The organism is Bradyrhizobium prioriisuperbiae, from assembly GCF_032397745.1.
Classification (GTDB): domain Bacteria; phylum Pseudomonadota; class Alphaproteobacteria; order Rhizobiales; family Xanthobacteraceae; genus Bradyrhizobium_A; species Bradyrhizobium_A prioriisuperbiae.
In genome coordinates, this window is the sequence record NZ_CP135921.1 from 8,206,501 (window position 1) to 8,227,288 (window position 20,788).

At 64.1% G+C, this 20,788-nt stretch carries 16 protein-coding genes and 1 pseudogene; 9 read left to right on the forward strand and 8 right to left on the reverse strand.

From position 1 onward, the window contains the following. Positions 1–146: 146 nt before the first annotated feature. Complete coding sequence (locus RS897_RS37995; RefSeq protein ID WP_315833787.1) at positions 147–317, reverse strand: hypothetical protein; 171 nt, start codon at positions 315–317, stop codon at positions 147–149. Here RS897_RS37995 and RS897_RS38000 point away from each other — a divergent pair. Both RS897_RS38000 and RS897_RS38005 read left to right on the forward strand, forming a co-directional pair. After that, positions 304–656, forward strand: a pseudogene (locus RS897_RS38000) (ATP-binding cassette domain-containing protein); the annotation flags it as partial. The gene RS897_RS37995 and the pseudogene RS897_RS38000 sit on opposite strands and share 14 nt — an antisense overlap. A 136-nt stretch (positions 657–792) precedes the next feature. Next, positions 793–3,222 carry a mechanosensitive ion channel domain-containing protein gene (locus tag RS897_RS38005; protein WP_315833788.1) on the forward strand — a complete coding sequence of 810 codons (2,430 nt, stop codon included), beginning with the start codon at positions 793–795 and terminating at the stop codon, positions 3,220–3,222. 147 nt (positions 3,223–3,369) lie between these two features. Here RS897_RS38005 and RS897_RS38010 read toward each other — a convergent pair whose 3' ends face one another. Next, positions 3,370–4,449: a D-TA family PLP-dependent enzyme gene (locus RS897_RS38010; RefSeq protein ID WP_315833789.1), complete on the reverse strand. Its 1,080-nt coding sequence runs from the start codon at positions 4,447–4,449 to the stop codon at positions 3,370–3,372. Between the two features lie 36 nt (positions 4,450–4,485). Continuing rightward, on the reverse strand, positions 4,486–5,475 hold the full coding sequence (locus RS897_RS38015; RefSeq protein WP_315838881.1) for a hydroxyacid dehydrogenase: 990 nt from the start codon (positions 5,473–5,475) through the stop codon (positions 4,486–4,488). A 248-nt stretch (positions 5,476–5,723) separates the two neighbouring features. On the opposite strand from RS897_RS38015, the gene RS897_RS38020 reads away from it, so the two are divergent. Both RS897_RS38020 and pncB read left to right on the forward strand, forming a co-directional pair. Beyond that, positions 5,724–6,443 (forward strand): RraA family protein, encoded by a 720-nt coding sequence (locus tag RS897_RS38020; protein ID WP_315833790.1) that lies wholly within the window; start codon positions 5,724–5,726, stop codon positions 6,441–6,443. A gap of 110 nt (positions 6,444–6,553) precedes the next feature. After that, entirely contained in the window at positions 6,554–7,858 is a 1,305-nt protein-coding gene (pncB, locus tag RS897_RS38025; RefSeq protein WP_315833791.1) for a nicotinate phosphoribosyltransferase, read from the forward strand. 24 nt (positions 7,859–7,882) lie between these two features. Here the strand turns inward: pncB and RS897_RS38030 are convergent, their stop codons facing one another. Next, entirely contained in the window at positions 7,883–9,793 is a 1,911-nt protein-coding gene (locus RS897_RS38030) for a caspase family protein (RefSeq protein ID WP_315833792.1), read from the reverse strand. Between the two features lie 313 nt (positions 9,794–10,106). On the opposite strand from RS897_RS38030, the gene RS897_RS38035 reads away from it, so the two are divergent. Continuing rightward, positions 10,107–11,324 carry an NAD(P)/FAD-dependent oxidoreductase gene (locus tag RS897_RS38035; protein WP_315833793.1) on the forward strand — a complete coding sequence of 406 codons (1,218 nt, stop codon included), beginning with the start codon at positions 10,107–10,109 and terminating at the stop codon, positions 11,322–11,324. Between the two features lie 18 nt (positions 11,325–11,342). Here RS897_RS38035 and RS897_RS38040 read toward each other — a convergent pair whose 3' ends face one another. The 4 genes from RS897_RS38040 to ectB all read right to left on the reverse strand — a co-directional run bounded on the left by RS897_RS38040 (position 11,343) and on the right by ectB (position 16,740). Beyond that, positions 11,343–12,749, reverse strand: coding sequence for an SLC13 family permease (locus tag RS897_RS38040; RefSeq protein WP_315833794.1), 1,407 nt, complete (start codon positions 12,747–12,749; stop codon positions 11,343–11,345). Between the two features lie 39 nt (positions 12,750–12,788). Continuing rightward, the gene (locus RS897_RS38045) at positions 12,789–13,862 is read right to left on the reverse strand and encodes an aromatic ring-hydroxylating dioxygenase subunit alpha (protein WP_315833795.1); all 1,074 of its coding nucleotides are present in this window, start codon (positions 13,860–13,862) and stop codon (positions 12,789–12,791) included. Positions 13,863–13,883: 21 nt separating this feature from the next. Continuing rightward, positions 13,884–15,374 (reverse strand): 4-hydroxyphenylacetate 3-hydroxylase family protein, encoded by a 1,491-nt coding sequence (locus RS897_RS38050; RefSeq protein WP_315833796.1) that lies wholly within the window; start codon positions 15,372–15,374, stop codon positions 13,884–13,886. A gap of 94 nt (positions 15,375–15,468) precedes the next feature. Continuing rightward, the gene (ectB, locus tag RS897_RS38055) at positions 15,469–16,740 is read right to left on the reverse strand and encodes a diaminobutyrate--2-oxoglutarate transaminase (protein WP_315833797.1); all 1,272 of its coding nucleotides are present in this window, start codon (positions 16,738–16,740) and stop codon (positions 15,469–15,471) included. Between the two features lie 135 nt (positions 16,741–16,875). On the opposite strand from ectB, the gene RS897_RS38060 reads away from it, so the two are divergent. Genes RS897_RS38060 through RS897_RS38075 form a run of 4 tightly spaced genes read left to right on the forward strand, consistent with a single transcriptional unit; the run spans position 16,876 to position 20,786 of the window. Beyond that, the gene (locus RS897_RS38060; RefSeq protein ID WP_315833798.1) at positions 16,876–17,475 is read left to right on the forward strand and encodes a hypothetical protein; all 600 of its coding nucleotides are present in this window, start codon (positions 16,876–16,878) and stop codon (positions 17,473–17,475) included. After that, positions 17,472–18,794, forward strand: a complete 1,323-nt coding sequence (locus tag RS897_RS38065; RefSeq protein WP_315833799.1) for a lysine N(6)-hydroxylase/L-ornithine N(5)-oxygenase family protein — start codon at positions 17,472–17,474, stop codon at positions 18,792–18,794. The genes RS897_RS38060 and RS897_RS38065 overlap by 4 nt, the downstream gene beginning before the upstream one ends. Before the next feature lie 20 nt (positions 18,795–18,814). After that, positions 18,815–19,438 (forward strand): FMN-binding negative transcriptional regulator, encoded by a 624-nt coding sequence (locus tag RS897_RS38070; RefSeq protein WP_315833800.1) that lies wholly within the window; start codon positions 18,815–18,817, stop codon positions 19,436–19,438. Continuing rightward, a complete protein-coding gene (locus tag RS897_RS38075; RefSeq protein ID WP_315833801.1) occupies positions 19,425–20,786 on the forward strand; it encodes an MFS transporter in 1,362 nt (453 codons plus the stop codon). Before RS897_RS38070 ends, RS897_RS38075 begins: the two co-directional genes overlap by 14 nt. The last annotated feature ends 2 nt before the right edge of the window (positions 20,787–20,788 follow it).

The following is a 20,788-nucleotide window of genomic DNA, read 5'->3' on the forward strand; positions in this document are numbered from 1 at the left end:
CCCGGATGAGCGCAGCGATATCCGGGTCCAGACTCTCCGTGTAAATCCCGGATATCGCTGCGCTCATCCGGGCTACATGTCTCATGGTTCGAGACGCGCGTACCGCGCGCTCCTCACCATGAGGAGATATGACGCGGTACCGATCGCTATCTCACTCCGCTCGGCCGCCGATGGCTGACCGAGACTTCGATGCCGTCATCGTTGCGCAGGATCTGCAAGGAGACATTCTCGCCATAGCGATACAGCGCCATGTCGATTTTGGCTTTGCCGAGCTCGAGATTGCACAGCACCACCATGTCGATGAACGGCGGCGGCAAGTCGACGCTGCTGACGCTGTTGCAACGTTTTCATGACGTCGATGGCGGCCGCATCCTGATCGACGGCCAGGATGTTTCGCGGATCACCCAGAACAGCCTGCGCCATGCGATTGCGACGGTGCCGCAGGATACCGCGCTGTTCAACCGGACCCTGCTGGAGAACATTCGCTACGGTCGCCCGGACGCCTGTCCACCTTGCGCAGCTTCGACCGCATCATCGTGCTCAATTCGGGCAAGGCGGTCGAGGACGGTCCCCCCGATTCGTTGATCAAGCGGGACGGCCATTACCGCCGGCTGATCGAACAGGAAGCGCGGCGCCTGGCGATCCGGGCGGCCTGATTTTCAGCCTCCCGTCGCTCGATCGGAAAAACCAACAGATGGTCGAAAGATAGTCGCGGGAACGACTCATTTCCGACACATCAGGCGTGAGAAACAGGGGCCCAAAGTCATTTTCAAACATAAAAAGAGGTGCCGTGTGTCGCGCGCATTCCTCCCTCTCATCGCCGCGATCTGCCTGGTGTTTTCGCAGCCGGTCCTCGCCCAACCCCAGGCCGCATCATCAACCAAACCGGCCGCTCCCACATCCGACGCCCTGACGCCGGACCAGGCGCGGCGCGCGCTGGAAACACTGCAGGATGACGCCAAGCGCGCCCAGTTGCTCGACACGTTGCGCGCGGTCGCCAAGGCCTCCGCTGCCCCGCAGGCACAGAACCAACCCGCCGCCCCAGCTCCATCGTCCGCCCCGGCACCCGCGACCGAACCTGAGCAAGCCTCGCTGACCGCCGACGGCCTCGGTGCGCAGCTGCTGCTGTCGATCTCGGAACAGCTCGGTGACCTTTCGCGGGAGATCAGCGACGCCGCGCAAAGCGTCACCCGCTTTCCGCTGCTCTGGTACTGGCTGGTGCAGACCGCCTCCGATCCCGTGACCTACAACATCCTGCTCGACATCGCGTGGAAGCTCGCGCTGGTGATCGGCTGCGCGCTGGTGGCCGAATGGCTGGTGGCCCGCGCCATCCGGCGTCCCTACGCATGGCTGGAAACCCATGTGTCGCGCACGACTGAGGCGGCCCACACCGTCATTGTCAGCGAAGGCGCACCGACGGCTGCAATCCGGGCTGGCGCCCCGTTGCGCCGCCGGCGCATCGTCCTGACCCGGGCCTGGCAATCCATGGTTCGCCTGCCGTTCATCACCGGCGGATTCGTGCTGGCACTGCTGCCAATCGTGGCCTTCGCCGCGGTGGCGACACTTGTGCTCAGCTCCAGCATCGACCGCGTGCCGACCACGCGGCTTGCCATCCTTGCCATCGTCAACGCCTATGTCATCAGCCGCGCGCTGATCCGCATCGCCAGGACCATCGCTTCGTCCGGCCCGCTCAGCCTGTTCACCGTCAGCGAGGAGACCACCGCCTACATCGATATCTGGATGTGGCGGATCACCACCGTGGGCGCATTCGGTTTTGCCATTGCCAATATCGCGCTGCTGCTCGGCCTGTATCGTCCCGGATATTTCGCGCTGCTGCGCCTGGTGATGCTGGCGGTGCACTTGTTCGTGGTGATCATCATCCTGCAGTGCCGCCGGCCGATCGCGCGCGCCATCCGCTCCTCCGACGGCGCGAGCGGCCTCATCTCCTCGATGCGCAATCGCCTTGCCGGTCTCTGGCACTATTTTGCCATCGCGCTGGTGCTCGCGGTGTGGGCGATCTGGGCCTTGAACATCCGCAACGGCTATTCGCTGCTGCTGCAGTATTTCGCGGGCACCGTCGCGGTGGCGGTGGCGACGCGGGTGGTTTCGATCATCCTGCTCGGCACCATCGACCGTGTGTTCCGCATCCATCCGGACCTGGTGCAGCGTTTCCCGGGTCTCGAGGCACGCGCCAACCGCTATTTGCCGCTGCTGCGCAAGATCGTGTCCGGAATCATTACAGCCGTCGGCTTCGTGGTGCTGCTCGAGGTCTGGGGCATCGACGCGATGTTCTGGTTCTACAGCGGCCAGATCGGCAGCCGGCTCCTGTCGGCCGTGATCACCATCGGTATCGCCGTGCTGGCCGCGGTCGCGCTGTGGGAGGTCGCCAATGCGCTAATGGATCGCCAGCTCGCCAGTCTCAGCCGCGACGGCCATTATGTGCGAGCGGCGCGGCTGCGGACCTTCCTGCCGATGCTGCGCACCTCGCTGTTGTGCGTCATCGTCACCGTGGTGGCGCTGACGGCGCTGAGCGAGATCGGCGTCAATGTCGCGCCGCTCTTGGCCGGCGCCGGCATCGTCGGCGTCGCGATCGGTTTCGGCTCGCAGAAGCTGGTGCAGGACGTCATCACCGGGCTGTTCCTGCTGCTGGAAAACATGGTCCAGGTCGGCGATACCGTGACGGTGTCGGGGCTGACGGGAACGGTCGAAAATCTGTCGATCCGCACCATCCGCCTGCGGGCCGGCGACGGCGCGGTCCACATCGTGCCGTTCAGCGCCGTGACCAGCATCACCAACTCAAGCCGCGGCGTCGGCAATGCCGCCGTCAACGTCAACGTCGCCTACAATGAAGACACCGACCGCGTCGGCGACCTGCTCAAGCAGATCGCCGCCGAGATGCGCAAGGAGCCGGCATTCCAGCATCTGATCCGCAGCGATCTGCAGCTCTGGGGTGTCGACAAGGTCGATGGCGCGATGGTCACCATCGTTGGCCAGATCCCCTGCATCGATTCCGGCCGCTGGCCGGTGCAACGCGAGTTCAACCGGCGAATGAAACGCCAGTTCCAGGAGAACGGCATCGAGATCGCCAATCCCGGCCAGACGATTGTGATGCAGGTGCCGGCGAATGCTGCGGAGAGTGAGCGGGAGCAGCCGGAGGAGCGGGAGCAAGAGCAGGATCGGGAGCAAGAGCGCGAACCGGTGCGGCGCAAGGCGAGCGCTTAAGCCGCTACATGCTCTGATACGGTTCTTCTCTCTGAGTCATTGCCGGGCTTGACCCGGCAATCCAGCTTGGTCCCAGCACGACGTAACTTTTCAAGAAAGCTGGATCCGCGGGTCAAGCCCGCGGATGACGCAGAATATGACGAGCCATCACCGCAACTTCCCCCGCGCCGCCACCGGCAGCGTGCCGATGATGTCGTCGCCGCGCACCATCAGGATCTCGTCGACCATGTTGACCACCACGCAGACGTGGTTGGGAACGATGCGCACGATGTCGCCGACATTGGGGCGGGTGTTGCTGCGCGTCAGATCGAGGAAGCCGTGCTCCTCGGCAAAGCGCGCGATCTTGGCCTCCGGGTGCTCGAGGATCAAACCGTGGCCGTCGAGACCGCCGGTGTCTGACGTCAACGTCTTCGAGCCGGCATCGAGGATGCCGCGGTCGGGACCGGCGCGGCTGACCACGGTGGCATAAACATACAGCGCACAATCGTCCCAGCCGGCGACGCCGGCGTCGACCTGCATGCGATCGTTGTAGATATAGGTGCCCGGGCGATGCTCGGTGGCGCCCTTCAGCTGTCCCAGATTCTTCAGGTTCGGCGAGCCGCCGGTCGACACGATCGACGGCTCGAGCCCGAGCGCGCGCACGCCGGCCAGTGCTTCGTCGAAAAAGCGCTGCGCCTGCGGCCAGCCGTTCTCGGTCGGATACAGCATGAAGCCGGCAAAGGTGACACCCTTGAGTTCGGTCATCGCCTTGGCCAGCGCAATGGCCTCCGCCGGCGTCTCGACGCCGGCGCGCTTGCGGCCGGTGTCGCACTCGATCACCACCGGCACAGGGCGGCCGGCAACATCGGCCGCCTGCGACAATTGCGATAACACCACCGGATTGTCGGCGGTGACCGTGATCGACGCCCGCTGCAGCAGTGCGCCAAGCCGCTGCATCTTCTCGTCGCCCAGCAGATTGTAACTGATCAGGATGTCGTCGAGACCGCCCTCCACCATCACTTCGGCTTCGCCGAGCTTCTGGCAGGTGATGCCTTTCGCACCGGCATCGCGCTGCAGCCGGGCGAGAAATGGGCTCTTGTGGGTCTTGATGTGCGGACGGTTGGCGACGCCTGCGGCATCACAGGCCGCCTGCACCCGCGCAATGTTGCGCTCCACCCGGTCCATGTCGATGACAAGCGCCGGCGTGCCATAGTCCCGGGCGATCTTTGTAGCCAAAACAGTCGTCATCGATATCTTTCTGGAACGGTCATTGAGCTGGCATGATCAGTCGACGACCTCTCGATTGATCACGTTGTCGCGGATCGGCGCGCCGTCGAGCACGCTGAGGATATTGCGCGCGGTCTGCAGGCCCATGCGATACAGCGCCTCGCTGGTGACTCCTGCCAGATGCGGCGCGGTGATGACGTTGGCAAGCTTGAACAGCGGATTGTCGCCCGGCGCCGGCTCCTTCTCGAACACGTCGAGGCCCGCACCCGCAAGCTGGCCGCTGGTCAGGGCCGCATACAATGCAGCTTCATCGACGATGCCGCCGCGCGCGGTGTTGACGAGATAGGCCGAAGGCTTCAGCCGCTGCAGCCGCGCGGCGTCGAACATACCCACCGTCTGCGACGACTTCGGGCAATGGATGCTGACAAAATCCACTTGTGGCAGCGCGGCGTCGAGATCCGCCACATGCTTGCAGCCGGCTGCTTCGATCTCGGCCTTCGACTTGAAGGGATCATAGACCAGCACATTCATTTCCATGGCCACGCAGCGTTTCGCGGTGCGCGAACCGATCCGGCCGAAGCCGACCACGACCACGGTCTTGCCCAGCAGGTCGAACGGGATCGCCCCCAGCCGCTTGGCCCATTGCCCGGCCTTGACCATGGCATCAAGCTCGGCGGCACGCTTGGCCAGCCACAGCATCATGAACAGCGCCGCCTCAGCCACCGACGGCGAATTGGCGATGCCGGTGGTCATCAGCGGGACCTTGATTTCGGTGAGCGCCGGCACGTCAACCGCATCATAGCCGACACCCATGCGGGTGACGACCTCAATGCCGTCGGCCGACACGATCTCGTTGCGGCCAAAGGCGGTGGCACCAAGTGCCACGCCATGCACCGGCGCATGCTGGCGCAATAGCGCATTGAAATCGGCGGCCGAGATGGCGTTGGAGAATTCGATGGCCTCGATATCGCCCCGCTCCCGGAACAGCGCCCAGCCGTCCTGCGGCATCGTCTCGACAATCAGCAGCTTCTTCTTGTTGGTGGCCATCATCAATCCCTTGTTCTTCCTTGTTATCCATCCCCTGGGACGTCCCGATCGAACCCGGCGAACGTCCATTGTTGTGCCTATATCAGACTGCGCATGGCAGCAATATTCAGGCCATGATAGGCCGCATGCAATGGGACATGTTGCGTTGCGTTTAAGGCTTGGCGTTTGAGGCTTGCCGCTCACGCCGCGACAGGGCAATCTCGCGCTCCCTCCCACAAGCAACAATCCCAAAAGCCGGAGACCTTGTCGTGACCCATCCCGCAACCGAGCCGCTGCCGTCGTCCGTCCTGCAGGCGCTGACCCGCTACGACACGCCGACCATCTGCAATGCGATGGAGGTCATCGCCCCCGAGCGCCGCCTCAATGGCTACACGGTCAAGCCGCTGGTGTGCCCGTTCCCGGACCTGCCGCCGATCGTCGGATATGCGCGCACCGTGACCATCCGCGCCACCACGCCGCCATCCTTGTCGGCGGCCGAGCAGCGCGCGGCGCGGATCGCCTATTACGAGTATATCGGCACCGGCTCGGGGCCGCGCATCACCGTGATCCAGGACCTGGACGGCGCCAATGTCGGATATGGCGCATTCTGGGGCGAGGTGCAGAGCGCCCTGCACAAGGCGCTGGGCTGCCTTGGCGTGGTCACCGACGGCTCGATCCGCGACATCCCGCAATGGGCGCCCGGTTTCCAGGCCCTGGCCGGCTCGATCGGCCCGTCGCACGCCTATGTGCACGCCGACAGTTTCGGCGGGACCGTCAATGTGGCGGGCATGACGGTGCGTTCCGGCGACCTGGTCCATGCCGATCGCCACGGCGCGGTGGTGATTCCGTTCGACCTGGCGGCCAAGCTGCCGGAGGCCGCCGAGCTCTGCGCCCGCCGCGAGGAGGTGATTCTGGAGGTGGCCCGCAGCCCGTCCTTCAGCCTCGACAAGCTCAAGGCGGCGCTGGCCCGCGCGGCTGAAATCCACTAGATCCGCCGTCCCGCACCGGGATAGGCATGGAGGGCGGCGTCGGCTAGCATGGCGCCGCCGCCCTTGTCCTGACCGGAGCGGCCAAGACACTTCCTTGCCGGACCCCATCGATGACCGTCACCGATATCGCGACACGCACCTACAACCACGGCTGGCGGCTCGACCCCATCATCCGCAGCATCATCGATACGGATTTCTACAAGCTGCTGATGCTGCAGATGATCCGGGAGCTGCACCCGGATGTCCATGTCACATTCTCGCTGATCAACCGCAGCAAGAACGTGCGGCTCGCCGAGGTGATCGACGAGAAGGAACTGCGGGCCCAGCTCGACCACGCCCGCACCGTGCAGCTTTCAAAAAAGGAATACATCTGGCTCGCGGGTAACAGCTTCTACGGCAAGACCCAGATGTTCTCGCCGGATTTCATGGCCTGGCTCGCCGACTTCCGCCTGCCGGACTATGACCTGCGCAAGGTCGACGGCCAGTACGAACTCCATTTCGAAGGACCGTGGACCCACACCACAATGTGGGAAATCCCGGCGCTGGCCATCGTCAACGAGCTGCGCTCGCGGCAGGCCATGAAGGGCCAAGGGCGCTTCGCGCTGGACGTGCTTTATGCCCGCGCGAAGGCCAAGCTGTGGACCAAGGTGGAGCGGCTAAAGAAACTCGACGGCCTTTTGCTGTCGGATTTCGGCACCCGGCGCCGGCACGGCTTCCTGTGGCAGCGCTGGTGCGTCGAGGCGGTGAAGGAAGGGCTCGGCAAATCCTTCACCGGCACATCGAACGTGCTGCTGGCCATGGACAACGATCTGGAAGCCATCGGCACCAACGCCCACGAGCTGCCGATGGTCGCGGCCGCGCTCGCCCGCAATGACGATGAGTTGCGCCAGGCGCCCTATCGCGTGCTCGACCAGTGGCGCAAGAGTTATGCCGGCAACCTGTTGATCGCCCTGCCCGACGCCTTCGGCACCACCGCCTTCCTGCGCGATGCGCCGGACTGGGTGGCGGACTGGACCGGATTCCGTCCCGACAGCGCACCCCCGATCGAGGCCGGCGAGCAGATCATCCGCTGGTGGAAGGACAAGGGACGCGATCCCGCAAAGAAGATCCTGATCTTCTCCGACGGCATGGATGTCGACACCATCGAACAGACCCACCGCCACTTCGCGGGACGCACGCGCACCAGTTTCGGCTGGGGCACCAACCTCACCAACGATTTCACGGGATGCGCGCCGGATGGCACCGCCGCGCTCGACCCGATCTCGCTGGTCTGCAAGGTCACCGAAGTCAACGGCCGCCCGGCGGTCAAGCTCTCCGACAACACCGAGAAGGCCACCGGCGACCCCGAGGAGATCGCGCGGTATTTGAAGGTGTTTGGTGATGCGGACCGGGTGACGAGCGCGGTGCGGGTGTAGCAACGCGTCCCGGTTCGCCAGCTGTCATCGCCCGAGGAAAACCTCGCCAAGCAGCGACGAATTCGACCAAGGGACCTGCTTGCCGTTGGTGCTCGCGACCACATCCGCGCGCACGCGGGTCAACATCTGCTGGACGTCGACCCGAGGCGTCTTGATGTGCCTGACAAGCGCAAGGGAAAACGGGCTGTTGGCGCCGTTGCCGTCGAGCGCGACCTGCCCGGGCGCGGTGGCGAAGACCAGCAGGGTGCCCGCCCCGAGCGTTGCACCGGAGCCGAGCCCGGACGGCTGCGCAAGCCCCGACTGCAGCACAATGGATCGGCCGGCCTCTGCCGCTTGCGCGTCCTTGTCTTTTTGCGCAAACGGATTATCCCGGCACGCATCCAGGATGATGATGTTCGTTCGCAGCCGATCATCGAGCCCGGCGAGAATGAAATTGAGGTCGAGCACCTCCGTTGACAGCTCTCTGGCCTTGAGCGGATCGACATCCACCGGCAGCAGGAAGTTTCGCCCGTCGATCTGCATGCCATGCCCGGCATAGAACAGCACGACGAGAGACGCCGAGGCTGTGCGTTGCACGAATTGCAGGATCGTCCGCTTCAGCTCGGCCTTGTCCAGGTCGATTCCTTCGGAGACCTGGAAGCCGAGATCGGTGAGATTCTTTGCCACCAACCGCGCATCGCTGGCGGGATTCGGAAGCGCGGTCACCCGGCGATACGCCGAGTTGCCGATCACCAGGGCAATGCGCTTTTCGGACATTTGCGCGGCCGGACCCAGGGATGGGCCGGCATCGACCGACAGCGCGGTCAGGCGGGCGCGTGCGATCTCCTTCTCGCGGGATGAATCGTCGACAAAGGTCTGGCTGTAGCCCTTGGTGCTGGAATAATCCGCCAGCGCGAGTGCCGCCTTGTAGTCCTCCCGCGCGCCTGCGGCATTGCCCCTCGCCTCCAGGATCAGTCCACGGGAGGTGTGCAGCTTGGCGAGGTCGGGATTGAAGCGGAGCGCGTCGTCGGCATCCTGCTGGGCACGTTCGAGATCGCCCTTGGCGCGCCAGACGTCCGAGCGCTCGCTCAGCGCGCCGGCATTCTTCGGATCAAGCCGGATCGACTGGTCGTAGTCCGTGAGCGCGCGGTCGAGATTCCCCATCTTGAAATACACCGTCGCCCTGTTCTGATAGCCGCTCGCGGCATTGACAAGGGCGGGATTGCCGAGCGCGATGGCCTGCGTGCAATCGGCAATCGCCTCATCGAACGATGCCATCCCTTCGAGCACGTGGCACCTCAGAGCGTAGGACAGGCCATCCTTGGGCTGCAGCTTCACGATCTGGTCCGCATCAGCGAGAGCGAAGCGAAGCTCCTTCTTCTTGATCCAGAGATCCGCCCGCGCGGCCAGGGCGGCCGTGAGCTTCGGATCGACCCGCAGCGCGACGTCGAGCGCCGCCAGCGCCTTGTCGAGTTCCTTCTTTCGCGCATAGGCATGACCAAGCACGACATAAGCGATCGTCAGCTTCGGATTCAATTCGCTCGCGCGTGTCGCGTCGCGGATGATGTCGTCATCCTTGCTGAGGAAACTGTTCGACAGCGCACGCTCGACATAGGCCAGCACGAACGTCGGATTGAGGCGGATCGCCTCGTCGAGGTCCGGAACCGCGAGTTCCGGGCGGCCGGTTCGGTTGTAGCCCTGTGCGCGCTGCCAATAGGCAGCGGATCGGACCACAGGGGGCAGTCCGGCCGTCTCGATAAGCCTGGTGCATCCCGTGACTCGCGCCTGGTAGTCATCGGTCCGATCACACTCCTGCGCCGTCGCCCTGTCGGGCCTTCCCTTGGCCGCGGCCCGGGCCTCGGAGGTGCAGGCGATTGCGACAGCGACCCACAAAAGAGCGGCGAACATCCCGGTCAGGATCGGACCGACCGGTTTCCAAAATCCAGAATTGCCCACCACGACACTCCTCGCTTTACCCCACGATCTACGTCTGGCGGGATGAGCCAAAGGTTCACGTCGATTGCGCAATGCCGGTCTGCGGATGTTGCAGAGGTGATCCAGGCAAGCGATATCCGCTGTCAGGATACACGCCGCAACCTGGAGCATCTGTTGAGATAACCGGCCCCGACAACGAGAGAAGACTCCCGAATTCACCGGGATTGACTATGCTTGCGGCATCATTGCAAAAGAGTGAAGTGCCGCCAGGCAGATCCCATTATCATTGTCTGAACCACAGAAGCCGGATTTGCGACGGGCACAGGAGCGTTTCATGTCCGAGACTGCAGACGTCATCGTTGTCGGCGCTGGCGGATTGGGCGCAGCCACCGCATATTATCTGACGGCGCGCCATAGCCTGAACGTGATGTTGCTCGACCGGCACGGCATCGGCTCGCAGACCTCGCCGCGCGCCGCCGGCATGGTCAGTTGCCTGCGCAAGGGCGAACTGATGATCACCCTGATCAAGGATGCCTGCAGCCGGATCGAGAATTTCACCGCGGAGACCGGACAGCCGCTCGACTGGGTGCATTCCGGCAGCCTGAAAATCGCGCGCCGCCCGCAGGACGTGGCCGTGCTGGAGACAGATCTGGCGCGCGGCCGGCACATGGCGCTGGATGTCGAGCAGGTCTCCCCAACTGAGGCTTGCGATCTCAACCCCTTCCTGAAGCCTGATGGCATCGTCGGCGCGCTGCGGATCGGCGACGACCGTTATTTCGATCCGGCGCAGATTGCGGTCGGCTTCGCGGCGGCGGCGGCGGAACGTGGCGCGCGGCTGCGCCCCGACACCGCCGTCAGCTGCGTCGCCGTCGCGGGCGGACGTGTCACCGGCGTCATCACCGCAGATGGTGCCATCACTGCTCCGGTGGTGGTCGATGCTGCCGGTGCCTGGACACGGCAGGTGGCGGAAGAAAGCGGCCTGCGTGTGCCGCTGGTGCCGACACGCCAGCAGTTGATCGTGACCGAGCCCATCGAGGGTGCCGCCGCCACGCTGCCGATGGTGCGCATCATGGATGCCGCAGTCTATGTGCGGCCCTGCCGCGGCGGCTTCCTGTGGGGCGTCTATGAGGAGGAGCCGCGCTTTTTCGACATGACCGCGCTGCCGGTCAACTTCGACATCGCCGATATGCCGCTGGATATGGCCGTCCTGCAGGCGGCAGCGGTTGCGGTCGCCGACCAGTTACCGGTCCTGAGCACGGCTGCGATCGACGAATTCCGCGGCGGCATCCCGACCATGACGGCCGACGGCCATCACATTCTCGGGCCTTCACCCGACATCACGGGCTTTTATTTCGCAAGCGGTTGCAACGTCGCCGGCCTGTCGATTGCACCAACTCTCGGCGCGTTGCTGGCGGACTGGATTGTCGACGGCAAGCCTGCGCTCGATCTGTCGACGATGGCCGTGACACGCTTTGCCGGCACCGAATGGACCGAGCAGCAGCTCCGACGCGAGGCGGCATGGCAGTATCGCCACTTCTATGGCGCGGTCTGACGGTGGCCGGCAGCGGGGCTACAGGGCCCCGAGCAGCCGCCACCACAGATAATTGAGAGGCACCAGCAACACCAGCGACACCAGCGCGAGGATCAGCGCCAGGCGTGTCGCCGCCGCGATGCTGACGCCGCCAAGTTCGATCGCCACGATGATCGGCGGGGCCTGATAGGGAAAGATCACGGTGGAAAATCCGATGACCTGCGTCATCACCACGGTGGAGAGATTAAAGCCGGTGATGGCGCTGATGTGCCGCGCCATCGGCGTGAACAGCGCCGGCTCGCCGTTCGCGGTGCCCACCAGCGACAACGACGACGCAAGACCGACCAGCGCCGCGAAATTGGCGAACGGAGCGTCGGGGCCGAGCGGCACCACATTGAGCAGGAACCGGCCGAGCAACTGGCCAAGGCCGGTATGATCGACGGTCGCCACCAGTCCGAGCAGCCCGGCCACGTAGAACACGGTGCGGAAGTTGATATTGGCGAAGCTCTCAGGCTCGATGACACCGATCCGCGGCATCAGGCACACCACCGCGGAGGCAAGTCCGATCCACGCCGGCTGAATGTGATGGATCGCGTCAGTCATCCACAACACGAGCGTGATCGCGAGGATGCCGACCAGCCTGATCTCCTTTGCGGTGATCGGTGCCGGCTGTGCCACCGTCTCGAGCTCCCGCACCGGCGACAGCCGGTCCGGAAACAGCCAGAGGATCAGCAACACCAGCACAACGCCTTTCAGCAAGCCGAGCACCGGCGCATGCAGCAGCAGATAAGGCAGGTAGGAAAAATGCAGCCCGTAGATCGTTTCCGCGGCGCCTGCCATCACCAGGTTCGGCACATTGGCGGGCAGGATCGAGGTGGACAGCATGAAGGTGGCAAAGCCCACCGCCAGCACCACGCCGGTGCGGCCGGGACGGCCAGGCCCGAGCCCGACATGATCGGCCAGCGCCAGCATGATCGGAATCAGAAGTGAGATGCGGCCCATGTTCGAGGGCATCAGGAAGGACAACCCATAGCTCAGCGCCACCACACCCGCGATCACCGACGCATAGGACTTCGACAGCGCCTGCGCCAGCGGCTGGGCGATGCGCACGCCAAGCCCGGTCTTGCTGATGGCGAGACCGACGATCATGCCGCTCAGCACCAGCCAGAACGCCGACGAGGCGAAGCCCGAGAACACCACAGGTGCGGGCGCAACCGCCGTCAGCATCGCCAGCGCAAAGAACATCAGCGTGGTGAGGATCTCGGGAATGGCGCCAGTGGCCCAGCAGCCCATGCAGAGCAGGCCGATGCTGGCGGCCAGCGCCACCTGCGGCGTCAGGTTGATGCTTTGACCGGCGAGCAACAGCAGCGCGGCAAGGAATGCCAGCAGCAGGAAACGCCAGGAGATGGCCTGGCCGGTACGGGGAGCGGGCACGGTCATGGTCATATCAACGCCGTCCTTCAAGACTATAACACGCCGAGGCTCCTACAGCGCCGGCGTTTCATCGCTCGCGACCGGCAGAGGCTGCTGTGCCGGCGGTCCGGCATCGCGCCGTAGCGGAAACGGCCCCTCGCCGGCCCGTGCCCGAATCCATCGGCGGTACTCGACGCCGAGCCGGTCGCTGCGCAGGTGCATCTCATCCTTGGGATGCAGCGGCAGCCACTTCGGCCGTTGCGACTCGACGATCTGGCGGTCTTGTCCGAACACCTTGTCCTGGCGCGCGTGGATCTGCGCCACCGTGAGATCCCAGCCGAAATTGATCGCCACCGTCAGGTGCACGATGCAGGTTTCGAGATCGATCGGCGTCACCGCCATAAAGGTGCAAAACCGCTCGGTCTCGCCGGTCTTCTTGTTGAAGTAGGCCGTGGTCGGGCAGAAGCACCAGTATTGATAACGCGCCGTCACCGGAATGCCGCGGTGATCGCCGAACGGCTGGAACACCGAGATCTCGCTGGTGGTGAGGCCGCCGTCGGTCAGGACCACCTCATAGTCGTCCAGTTCGTCCGGATTGTCCGGATTGCCATTGAGATTGGCATGCACGAATGGAAAGTGAGCCGCATCGAGGAAATTCTCGACCGCGCGCAGCGCGTTCGCCTCATAACGATAAGGTCCAGCCTGCACCTTGCGGAAGGACGGATCGTCCCACATGGGAAACGGCGGAATGCCCGCCGACGGCTCACCCATGCAGACCCAGATGTAGCCGTAACGCTCTTCCGCATGGTGGACGAATGCGGTGGCGCGCGGCGACGGCTTCATCGCCGGATGCGCCGGATAGCGCCGGCACGCGCCGTCCGCACCGTATTCCCAGCCGTGATACGGACACACCACGCAGCCGTCCTTGACCCAGCCGAGCGACAACCGCGCGCCGCGGTGGCGGCAATAGTCCTTCCACGCATGAATACGGCCGTGGTCGCGCCACAGGATGATGTCCTCGCCCATCAAGCGGGCCGGGACGATGGCGCCTTCGGCCACCGTTTCGCTCGGTGCCACCACATGCCAGTCATCGATCAGGGCGCGATAGTCGGTGCGCCCGCAATCCCAGGTCGGAGGTATGGTCATATCCGTCCTCATTGCCGAAGGTCAGGCGGAAGGGTTGATCCAGGCCGGATTGGTCCATCCGGACAGGTCGTAGTCGCTCATGCAGGCTCGCACCATGTCGAGCGAATGATCGACGATGCCCTGCTTGGCGGAATGACCAAGCAGATCGAGACGCACCTGCTCGTTGTTACCCGCATAGTTGTATTCGTAGAGTTCATGGCGCCCGCCGAATTCGCTGCCGATCGCATCCCAGATCAGTTTGAACAGCTTGACGCGTTCTTCGGCACCGGAATCCGAACCCCGGTAGAAGCGATCGATCAAGGGCCGCATTTCCGGCGACAGCAGGTCGGCGGCGCTGGAGGGCATTGCGATCGGAGCCCCACCCAGCGTCGTCTCGAAGATCTCCTTGATCTTCGAGTTGAGATAGGTGCCGAAATAGCGCGCGGTGGCGGCAACTTCCAGCCGCGGCAGCACGGTGCCGTTCGGTCCCAGATCGGGCTCGGCGCACATCGCCGTGGTCAGCGACCACATCAGGTTGCGCCATCCGGCGACCTCGGCGACCTTGGTCTGCACACCGCGAAAATCGTAGGTGCCGTTGGAGCGCAGGCCGAGGATCAGCAGACCAAGCAGGAAGTCGAGCTTGACCGCGATCTTGCTGGTCGACTGCAAGGCGTAGCGATTGAGGAACCCGGAGGCCGCATAGAACGAGCGCGCCTTTTCAATGTTGCGGTAGATCAGCACGTTCTCCCAGGGCACGAACACATCGTCGAAGATCAGGATGGAATCGTTCTCGTCGAACCGGCTCGACAATGGATTGTCGAACGGGCTTTGCGCCGATTCCTCGTAGGAGCGCCGGCACATCACCTTCAGCCCGCTGGCATCCATCGGCAGAATAAACACCAGCGCAAAGTCCTCGCCCTTGCCCTTCTCATAGGACACCGCACTGTTCTGGGCGACGAACGTGGCATTCGACAGCGCCGCGCTGGTGCCGACCATCTTGGCTCCGCGAACGATGATGCCGTCATCGCGCTCACGCACCACGTGGACGAACACATCCTCAGCCTCATGTACCGGACGGTTGCGGTCGACCGGCGGGTTAACGATGACATGGTTGAAGAACATGGCCCGCTCGGCGGCGGTCCGATACCAGCGCTGCGCGTTCGCCTCAAAAGGGTTGTAGAATTCGGGATAGGAGCCAAGGGTGGCGATGAAACCGGCCTTGTAGTCCGGGCTGCGGCCCATGAAACCGAACGTCATCCGGGCCCAGTGCGCCAATGCATCGCGCGCCTTGAACAAGTCCGCCGACGAATAGCTCGATGTAAAGTAGCGATGAGTGCGGATACCTTCGGGACTGGTGGTGAGCATCATGTCCGAGGTGGCCGGATCATGCAGCGCATCGTACAGCTTCGCCATCGAGCGGGCGGAATTTCGGAATGCCTTGTGGGTGGTGACGTCGCGCACCCGTTCGCCGGAGATAAAGACCGTGCGCCCGTCCTTCAGGCTATCGAGATAGGACGCGCCGGTCATGAGCATATTGCTATCGGCCGTACACGCGGGCATGTCTTCAGCTACGAGATTCTGCATTGCTGCTGCTCCTTCAGAAGATGATAAGGCGAGGCGGTGGCGGTCAGATCGCAACCTCTAGTTGTGGCACAGAAGTTTCGGCAGCCACCGCGTCGGCAATGCGGTCGAGCCCTTGCGCCAGCGCCTTGTCGGGAATGGTCAGCGGCGGCATCACCTTGAGCACCTGGTCCCATGCCCCGCAGGTTTCAACGATGACTCCAACCGGGAATGCACGCTGCGCGATCCGCCGCGCCATGCCGCGGTCGGGCCAGGCCAAACCCTGCAACAGGCCGAGACCACGCACCTGCGCACCACTCGTCTGCGCAATCTCACTGAGCCGCGTGCGCAGCAGCCTTGCCTTGCGCAGGGTGGCGGCCTCGAACGCCGGATCGCGCCACAGCCGCAACGCCGCCGCGCCAGCGACGAAGGCGAGGTTGTTGCCGCGGAATGTGCCATTGTGCTGGCCCGGCTCCCAGACATCGATATCGGGCCGCATCAGCACCAGCGCCATCGGCAGTCCGAAGCCGCCGATCGACTTGGCGAGACAGACGATGTCGGGCTTGAGGCCCGCCCGCTCAAAACTGAAGAAAGGCCCGGTTCGGCCGCAGCCCGCCTGAATTTCATCGACAATCAACAGCGCCCCGTGGCGATGTGCGATATCCTGCAACCGCCGCAGCCAGGTCACGCTTGCCTCGTTGAGCCCACCCTCGGCCTGCAGGGTCTCGACGATAAAGGCTGCAGGAAGATCGATGCCGCTGCCGGGATCGCCCAGCACATCTTCCAGGTAGTCGAGGGTGTCGACGCCGGCCCCGAGATAGCCGTCGAACGGCACGCGATCCACGGCCGTGAACGGCATTCCGGCCCCGCTGCGCTTGCGGCGCGCGCCCGATACCGACAGCGCACCGAGCGACATCCCGTGGAAGCTGTTGGTGAAAGCGATTACGGTCTGCCGCGACGTCGCGCGACGCGCGAGTTTCAGCGCCGCCTCGACTGCATTCGCCCCCGTCGGCCCGGTAAACTGGATGCGGTATTCGAGTTTGCGCGGAGCGAGGATGGTATCTTGAAACTCACGGATGAAGCCGCGCTTGGCTTCGGTATAGAAATCCAGCGAGTGCGTCACGCCATCCGAAACCATGTAGTCAATGATGGCACGCTTCAACTCTGGATGGTTGTGGCCATAATTCAGCGCACCGGCGCCAGACAGGAAATCAATGTAGGACACTCCGCTTTCGTCGGTCAGCACGTGGCCAGAGGCCTTGCGGAATACAACCGGAACATCACGGCAGTACGATCGAACTTTTGACTCGTACTGTTCAAAAATCCTCACGCTCTCCATCGCGTTCTCCTCATCTTCGGGCCGTGAATACTCGGCGAGTGACGGCCCTCTATCCGGGTCTTGTCACCCGTGTTATGAAACACGTATCATGAGATTTAGGGGGATGTCCACGTCATCCCGCGGGGATCGTCGTCCATGGGATTGCAGGCAGGACAGCACGACGGCAGCAGCGATGGTGCGGACGCACAACCACACGGCCTTGAACCTGCGCATCACCTTATGATTGTCATCGCGCTGTCGCGGATGTTTGCCGCATTGAACCGCCTCGCCGCCCGCGCGCCGCTGGCCGCGCGCGAATATGCGGCGGTGCCGTCGTCCCGCATCGCGCTGCTGCACGCCGAGCTCGCAGGCGAATGCTGGCGACAGGCGCGCGCAGAGACCGCGACGTCAAGCGGCGCAATTCATGTCGCCCGCTGCATCGACGGCCTCGCCGAGGCCGCGGCGATGCTGACCGAGCGCCGTTTCCGCGTCGTCAACTGGGCGGCGGAAGCCGGCGTGATCTGGCTCCAGCTCCAGGCCCTTGCCGTGTGCCTGCGGCCGCTCGTGCCTGGCATCGCGCAACGCCTGTCCGCAGCGCTGACCGGCCAGCCGCCGGCCTGGCCTCAACTCGGCGGCCTGCAGGGTGTGCGCCTGCATATCATTCCGCGCAGCGTGCTCGCCGACGGCGATGCCTCTCATTCCCTCCTACCTATCGTCCACCACGACCGGACCAGCGAAGAAAGCCACCGCACATGACGCGACAGATCTTCGACATCATCGGCATCGGTTTCGGCCCCGCCAACATCGCGCTGGCCGCGGCGCTGGAAGAGCGGCGGGACCGGCACTCCGTGTTGTTCCTCGAGAAGGCCGACGAACCCGCATGGCAGCCCGGCATGCTGCTCGGCGGCTCGGACATCCAGAACAATCCGCTGCGCGACCTGGTAACGCCGCGTAACCCGCGCAGCCGCTATTCATTCACGAACTTCCTGCATGAGCAGGGTCGGCTGTTCGAATATCTCAACCTCGGCATCGAGTTTCCGCTCCGCAAGGAGTATGCGCAGTACGTGGTGTGGGTGGCGCGCAATTTCGACCGCTGGGTTCGTTATGGACGCGATGTCGCTGACATCAGCGTCGATGTCGCGGACGGCCGCGCGATCTTCATCGTCTCCACGCACAGCGGCGAGACCTTCGCGGGCCGCAGCCTGATTGCAGCGCCGGGACGCACGCCCCTCATCCCCGAGCAGTTTACGCAGTTGATGGGAGATCGGGTGGTGCACCTGACCGGATACTTGCCCACGCTGCAGAAATTGACCCGCAACGGGCCTCTGGCGCGGGTCTGCGTGGTGGGAGGCAGCCAGAGCGCGGTCGAACTCGTGCTCGATCTGTCGGCACGGCTTCCCGGCGCCGAGATCGTCAACGTGCAGCGCGGCTTCGGTTTCGCGCTGAAGGACACGAGCCCTTTCAGCGATCACGTCTATTTTCCGGAGCATGTGGACTACTATTTCAACGCCTCGCCACGCAGCAAAGCGATCATCGACGCACAACTCAAACGCACCAACTATTCGTCAGCGGACGGCGACGTCATCCATCGCCTGTATCTCACCATGTATGAGCAGAAGCTCGACGGCGATCCGCGCATCAAGATCCACGCCAACACCCGGATTACCGGCGTTACACAACACGCCGACGAACTCGTCCTCGGTCTTGAGGAGGTGCATCGGCACGATCGCAGCGAACTGCGAACCGATCTGGTGGTGCTCGCCACCGGCTTTCGCAATCTCGGCCCAGGCATCTCGGAAGAGCGCCTGCCGCAACTGCTCGCCCCGATCGCCGACCGGCTTGCAACCAACGAGGCCGGCGTCCTCAACGTCGCTCGCGATTACCGACTTCACCCAAGCAGATCGGACGCAACATTGCCGCCGATCTATCTCAACGGCTTGTGCGAAAGCAGCCATGGCATGGGCGACGCCGGTTCGTTCAGCCTGCTGTCGCTGCGCGCCGAACTGATCGCGCAATCGCTCGATGCGGCCCTCGCCGGTGCCGGGCACGACGCATCACTGCTGCAGGCCTCGTAGGACCGCCCATAGGACCGCCCATGTATCACTACCCGAGCTATCTCGAGACCGATCTGCAACGGCTGATCCCGGTGATGAAGGCCTATCCGCTCGGCCTCATCGTCACCTCCGACGGCACGCAATTCGGCGCCACCCATATTCCGCTGATGATCGAGCCCGCAGCGGACGGCGGGGTCAGGCTGCTCGGGCATATGGATGCGGCTAATCCGCAGCTCGCCGAGCTCGACAATCGGCCCGTTTATGTGGTGTTTTTCGGCCCCGACACCTACATCTCGCCCAGTGTCTACGTCACGCGGCAGCTCCCGACCTGGAACTACGTCACGATCCATGCCGAGGGGCGCAGCCGTGTCGAAGCTCCCGGCGTCGGCATCTTCGACGACATCGCACGCCTCGCCGAACAGTCCGAGCCGCCCGCAGGCTGGACATTCGACAAAAGCGAACCGGCTATCACCCGGCTCGCACCGCTGATCCGCCGAGTCATCATCGACGTCACGCGCATCGAAGGCCGCTTCAAGCTCTCGCAGGAAAAGAGCGCGGCCGACCAGCAGGCGGCGGCCAATCACCTGATCGCCCAGAGCGCGCCGGAGCGGCGCGCGCTGCTCGACGATCTCTGTCGACGGAGGACGAACAATGACCCTGGCTAGCCCTTCCAGCTTTCCTATTCCCCAGACCGTCGCCCCGCCATTCGAAACCGCCGTGATCGCGCGGGTCACCCGCCGGCTGGTGCCATTTCTCTGCCTGGTCTATTTCGCGGGTTTCCTCGACCGGGTGAATGTAGGCTTCGCGGCGCTGTCGATGAACGCCGATCTCGGACTCACCGCGACGATGTTCGGCTTCGGGACCGGGGTGTTCTTCATCGGTTACGTGCTTTTCGAGATTCCCTCTAATCTCGCGCTGCAACACTTCGGCGCACGGCGCTGGCTGGCGCGGATCATGATCGTATGGGGGCTGGTGTCGGGCGCCACCGCGTTCGCCTGGAACGACTGGAGCTTCTACACCATCCGCTTCCTGCTCGGCGCCGCCGAAGCCGGACTCTTGCCCGGCGTCGTGCTCTATTTGACCTACTGGATTCCGGAAAAGGAGCGCGGCCGCATCCTCGGCCTGTTCATGGTTGCGATCGCGCTGTCAGGACTTATCGGCGCCCCGCTCTCGGCACTGCTGTTCAAGCTCCACGGCTTGGCCGGACTTGCCGGCTGGCAATGGATGTTCCTGATCGAAGCAGCGCCGGCGGTGCTGCTTGGCCTGATCACACTGCGCTATCTGGTCGACCGGCCCTCCATGGCGCCATGGCTCGCTCCGGACCAGCGTGAGTGGCTGCAGGCCCGGATGGACCGCGAGGAAGCCGAACGCGCGACGCTGTTCCCCTCCTCGCTGCGGCGCACCTTCGCAAGCCCGAAAGTGTGGGCGCTCGGCCTGGTCAATTTCGGACTGCTGGTCGGCCTCTACACCATCAATTTCTGGATGCCGCAGATCATCAAGGACGCCGGCGTCGCCGATACCATGACGATCGGCCTGATCGCCGCTCTGCCATCGCTGGCAGGTGCCTGCGGCATGATCGTCTGGAGCCGGCATTCGGACCGCACCCGCGAGCGGACATGGCATCTCGTTATTGCCATCACGATCGCCATCGCCGGCTTCGCCGCAGCAGCGATGTCACCCGATCCGATGGTCAGTATCGCCTTCCTGGTGGTGGCTGCGCTCGGAATCTATTCGGCGCTGCCGCTGTTCTGGACGCTGCCGACCGCCTTCCTCAGTGGCACCGGCATGGCCGCCGGTCTCGCACTGATCAACTCGATCAGCAATCTCGGCGGCTATGTCGGGCCGCAGCTGATGGGCTACATCAAGGACCAGACCGCGAGTTTCGCCCCGGCATTCGGCTTCATCGCACTGGTGCTGCTGTCGACCGCGATCATCGTGCTGGCCATCGACCCCGAGGCGGTCCGGCGCCTGGTGCGACGACAGGCGGGAGTGTCAGGCATGCCGGGAACATGACC